The sequence below is a fragment of the Rhodococcus sp. P4_F5 genome, assembly GCF_056401315.1.
The window spans coordinates 1-5,043 of the sequence record NZ_JBFUJP010000136.1 but is presented as its reverse complement, the minus strand read 5'-3'; the positions used below and the strand labels follow the sequence as shown (position 1 = coordinate 5,043).

Annotated in this window: 3 protein-coding genes and 1 pseudogene; all 4 read right to left on the bottom strand. The window is 70.3% G+C overall.

Going from position 1 to position 5,043, the window contains the following annotated elements:
- Positions 1-63: 63 nt before the first annotated feature.
- Positions 64-1,359 carry a S1 family peptidase gene (locus tag AC1DU4_RS26170; protein WP_477844870.1) on the bottom strand — a complete coding sequence of 432 codons (1,296 nt, stop codon included), beginning with the start codon at positions 1,357-1,359 and terminating at the stop codon, positions 64-66.
- Between the two features lie 186 nt (positions 1,360-1,545).
- Complete coding sequence (locus tag AC1DU4_RS26165) at positions 1,546-2,856, bottom strand: S1 family peptidase (RefSeq protein ID WP_477844868.1); 1,311 nt, start codon at positions 2,854-2,856, stop codon at positions 1,546-1,548.
- 218 nt (positions 2,857-3,074) lie between these two features.
- Positions 3,075-4,403: a S1 family peptidase gene (locus AC1DU4_RS26160; RefSeq protein ID WP_477844866.1), complete on the bottom strand. Its 1,329-nt coding sequence runs from the start codon at positions 4,401-4,403 to the stop codon at positions 3,075-3,077.
- A 107-nt stretch (positions 4,404-4,510) separates the two neighbouring features.
- A pseudogene (locus tag AC1DU4_RS26155) lies at positions 4,511-5,043 on the bottom strand (hypothetical protein); the annotation flags it as partial.

Sequence of the window (5,043 nt, the reverse complement as noted above, 5' to 3'; positions counted from 1 at the left end):
GGGGTGAGCGGTCCGAAATCGGACCGCTCACCCCGACCCGTGTCGATGGGTGACGGCGTGGCGTCAGTGGGTGTTGACCGACAGTCCCGGGTTGTCCCGGAGGATTGCGTTGATCGGTGTCGCGCCCGTCGTCGGGACCTCGCCTCGGAGGAACGTGTCCACCTTGATAATCGCGCAGGACTGCAAGCCTCGGGAATTGGAGATGCTGGTGATGCCCAGGGCCCGGGTGCCGGTGACGAGGGGGCCGCCGCTGTCGCCCCCTATTGAACAGATATTCGAAGCGAAGGTATGCGATACCCGGTAGCCGAGGTCGATGACGAGGTCGGTGCTGGTGATTGTGCCGCACCGGTACCCGGACCTTCGGCCGGACTTGCAGACCGGGGCACCGACGACGGGGTCGGCGGTGCCGTCGATTGCGAGGGGACTCGCCCCCGGAACGCGGATCAGGTTGTTGCGGAACCGGTCGGCGTCGTCGTCAATCCGGATGACAGCAAAGTCGGTGACGTCGTCGGTAACTGAGTGGGCGATCGTGCCGAACCTGTCCCCGAGGATGGTGTCCTTGCTCAGGTCGTACACGATGTCGGCGTCCGGGGTGCCGGCGTTCGCGGCGTTCGCGACGCAGTGTCCGGCGGTGATGTTGACCGCGTCGCCGGCCGCGTCGGTGCCGTTGAAACCGAGCGAGCAACGGTTCGGACCCGGCGGGTTCCCCACGGCGAAGGCGTCACCACCCTGTGCGGCGAGGCCGCCGGGTGCGTCGATCGGCGACGAGTCTACTGAGCCGAGGTCCGCAAATGGAACGATGCCCCCGTCGCTCGAGGTGAGGAAGTCCGGCAGCTGCAGGCTGAGGCCGGCCGCGGCGTCCGAGACCTGCATGGTCAGGTGGTTGTTGGGCACGTCGATGCCGGCGGCGCCGATCAGCGTGGCCAGCGGGGCGGGTAGGGCTGCGGCCCAGTCGAGGGCGCGGTTCAGTTGCTCGCCGAGGGTGCGTTCGCTGTTCGGCATGTCCTTGACCCGGTAGCCCCGCTGTTCGGCCGCCTGGCGGGCGTCGTCCCTGCCGGCGCCGTCGGCGAGACCGACCAGCGGGCTGCCCGACGGGTCCAGCCAGGCACCGGCGAAGGCGTCCGGGTACTTCGCGCGCAGAGTGTTCGCGAACTCGACGAGTTGTTGGCCGGTGTCGGCCTGCGTCAGGTACTGCTCGGCGGTCAGTCCGAGGTCGCGTTGGATTGCGGTGACCAGTTCGGGTGGTAGTGCTGTGGCCGACGCGGCCGTTGCGGGTTCGGCGTGCGCCAGGGTGGGGGTGAGCAGGAGCAGGGCGGCTGAGCCGATGAGGGCGGCGCGGCGTGCGCGGGCGTGTCGCATGGGACCTTCCGGTTCGAGGCATGCGGACTTGCCGCGGCGAATGCCTTCGACATTAAGCGGTGAAGATCCCTGGTGGATGCGGAAATCGGTGGGCAGAAATTGGCGAATCATCAGTCGCCAGTTGGTGATTGAACGGTCCGGATCGGACCGTTCACCCCGACCTGTGTCGTACGGGTGACGCGTGGATCAGAAGGTGCGGACCGACAGCCCCGGGTTGTCCGCGAGGATCGCGTTGATCGGCGTGGCGTACAGCGTCGGCGCGTCGCCGAGCACCGTGGTGATCACCTGGGCGATCTCACACATCTTCATGTCGCCGACGTTGGACGCGCTGGAGATGCCCAGCGCGCGGGTGCCGGTGACCATGGCGCCGCCGCTGTCGCCCTGCAGGGCGCAGATGTTGGACGAGAAGCCGTGGTTGAGGGTCCTGGCGCCTACACCGACGGTCAGGTTGACGCCGTTGATGGTGCCGCAGGTGAACCCGGTGGTCAGGCCGGACTTGCAGACCGGCGCGCCCACGACGGGGTCCGCGGTGCCGGTGATGGCGACGGGGGCCGCGCCGGGCACTCGCACCAGGTTGTTGCGGAAGCGGTCGGCGGCGTTGTCGTCGATCCGGATCACGGAGAAGTCGTGGCCCTCGAGGTTGGACCGGGCGAACGTGCCGAACCGCTCCCCGAAGACGCCCTGCCCGCGCATGTCGAGCGCGACGGAGGCGTTCGCGGTGCCGGCCATGCCGCGGTTCGGGTCGCAGTGTCCGGCGGAGATGTTCACGACGCGGCCGCCGCCGTCGGTGCCGTTGAAGCCGAGCGAGCAACGGAAGGCGCCCGCGGCGTTCTCCGCTGCGTACGAGTCGCCGCCCTGCGAGGCTGCGCCACCGGGAGCGTCGATCGGCTGCGGACCCACCGAACCGAGGTCCGGCACGAAGACGACGTCGACGGCCTTGAGGAAGTCCGGCAGCTGCCAGCCCAGGCCCTGAGCGGTGTTCTTGACCTGCATCACCAGTTGGTTGTTGACGATGTCCACGCCGGTGCCGCCGACCAGTCCGGCGAGCGGGGCGGGCAGCGTGGCGATCCAGTTGTGCGCCTTGTTCAGCTGGTCGCTGAGCGTGCGCTCGCTGCGCGGCAGGTCCTTGACCCGGTAGCCCTCGTCCTCGGCGGCCTTGCGGGCGTCGTCCTTGCCCTTGCCGTCGGCCAGGCCGATCAGCGGGTTGCCCGACGGGTCCAGCCAGGCGCCTGCGAAGGAGTCCGGGAACTTCGTGCGCATGGCCTCCGCGAACTCGACGAGGCGCTGGCCGGCGTCGGCCTTCGCCAGGTACTGCTCCGGCGTCAGGCCCAGGTCGCGCTGGATCGCCGCCACCAGTTCAGGCGGCAGCGTCGCGGCGGGAGCGACAGTCGCGGCGGGCTCGGCCGGCGCCGCCTGCGCGAGCGCAGCGGTGGGGGCGAGCAGGAGCAAGGCAGCCGAGCCGATCATCGCGGCACGGCGCGCGCGAACGCTTCGCATGGGGACCTTTCGATTCGAGGGCATGCGGGTATGCCGCGGCCGTGGTGCAGCCGAGGCAAATGCCAACGACTATATGGGGTGAGCGGTCGGTTGCATACCGAGAATCGGGAGCTTTCCAGGTGGCGGACGGTATTGCAGTTCCGCGCGCGGAAAAAGACCGGCGCCGGTCGCGTCGAGGATTTCGAGCGATCGGCGCCGGTCGGCGTAGTCGACTGACGTCAGGGCGCGGTGCGCACCGACACGTTCTGCCCCAGCGCCGCATTTGCGTCGGCGATGATCTTCTCGATCGGGATGCCGATGCTCGCGGTTCCGCCGTCCGGCGCGAGGACGAGATTGGCCTCGGTGCAGCTGGGTGCGCCGCCCGAGTTGGAACCGCTGGTGATGCCGAGGGCGCGGGTGCCGCTGAGGATCGCGCCGCCGCTGTCGCCGCTCAGGGTGCAGGTGGAACCAGCGAAGCCGCGGACCAGGCGGCTGGTGCCGTCCGCCATGAACAGGGGCGCGTCGACGCTCTCGGCGACGACGATGCCGCAGGTGAACGTGGACGTCTGACCGGACTTGCAGATCGGGGCACCGACCACCGGCCGCGCGGTCCCGGTGATGGTGACCGTGGTGCCGTTCGCGCCACGGACCGCCGGGCGGTCGAGGCCCGCGCGAACGCCCTCGTCGTTCAGCTTGATCAGCGAGTAGTCGAGGCCGCCGGCCTGCTCACCCATGGCGGAGTGCGCGAAGTTGCCGATCTGGCGGCTGCGGGCGACGTCGCCGTAGTCGGGCAGGTACACCGGCGACGCGGCGCCCGCGTTCGGGTTCTCCTGCTGCGGGTCGCAGTGGCCGGCGCTGATGTTGTAGGCCTGGCCGCCCGAGGCGACCGCGTTGAACCCGAGCGAGCAGACGCCGATCGAGGCCGGGTCGTCGATCTTGTCGAGCGGCACCGCCGAGGTGACGTAGGTGTCGCCGCCCTCCGCGCGGGCATCGACGGGTCCGCCGCCGCCGGGGCTCAGCACCACCTTCAGCTGCGCGAGCAGGGTCGGCAGGTTCAGGGCGCGGCCGATCGGGCTGTTCACCACGTCGATCACGATCTGGTTGTCCATCACGTCGATCGACGTCGAGTTGATCTGCGACGACACGTCCCGGGGCAGGCCGAGGATCCACTTGTTCAGCTGCGCGAGCGAGTCCTCGAGGTGGTTCGCGGACACGGCCGCCATCTTGGTGGCGTAGCCGTCGTTCGCGACATGCTGCGCGGTCTCGGTGGTGGTGACCGCGACGACGGGGACGCCGTCGCGGCCGATCCAGGAGCCGGCGTAGGTGTCGGGGCGAGCCTGGCGCAGTCCGTCCGCGTAGCTGCCGAGCCGCTGGGCGAGCTCCGCGCGGTCGAGGTACTGCTCCGGTGTCAGCCCGAGGTCCCGGGAGATGGCGTCGACGAGCTCCGCGGGCAGTTGCTGGGCCTGTGTCGAGGGGGGTTCGTCCGGCGCTGCCTGGGCGATCGCGGTGACCGGGAGGAGCGTGGCAGAGGCCAGGATTGCGGCACGTAGTGCCAGCCGGAGACGCATGAAAACCCTTCGTTGCGAGCGGACGGTAGGTCAGCGCTCCACAGTACGGCACGAGGCCGAAGAGGATGCCGAAACCGCAGCTCAACGCGATTTCGGCAATTTCTCGGCTATTCGGGGGTGGTAGCCGTGCAGGGTTCGTCGGCGGGCTTGCAGGTCGGTTCCGGCGGTTCGGTGGTGGTCGTGGTGGTGGTCGTCGTCTTGGTGGTGGGTTTGGTGGTCGTGGTGGTCGTCGGCGGCGCCGTCGTGGTGGTGGTCGTCCTCGTGGTGGTCGGCGGCAGCGTGGTGACGACGGTGGTGGTGATTTCGACCGGCGGAAGCGGGGCCGTCGTCGTGGTGGTGGTGGTCGGCGCGACGGTGGTCGTGGTGGCGTCCACGGTGGGGAACGGCAGCGCCGAGGTGAGGGTGGGGCTCGGCCGCGGCGGGGTGGTGGTCGTGACGGCCGCGGCGGTGGTCGACACGGGGGCGATGCGCGGGAGGGGTGTCTCGGCGGCGCCGCGGGGTATCAGGGCGAACCCGAGGGCGGCCGCGGCGGCGACCACGGCGACCGCGACCCCGACCCCGATCAGGACGGCGCGGTCGGGCAGGCCGCGGCGGGTGTCGCCGGCAGCCTCGCCGGCAGCCTCGCCGGCGGCCGCGGCGG

Bases quoted from the DNA above. Each gene is read 5' to 3' on its own strand.
- AC1DU4_RS26170 (WP_477844870.1), bottom strand. From the start codon at position 1,359: ATGCGACACGCCCGCGCACGCCGCGCCGCCCTCATCGGCTCAGCCGCC.
- AC1DU4_RS26165 (WP_477844868.1), bottom strand. From the start codon at position 2,856: ATGCGAAGCGTTCGCGCGCGCCGTGCCGCGATGATCGGCTCGGCTGCC.
- AC1DU4_RS26160 (WP_477844866.1), bottom strand. From the start codon at position 4,403: ATGCGTCTCCGGCTGGCACTACGTGCCGCAATCCTGGCCTCTGCCACG.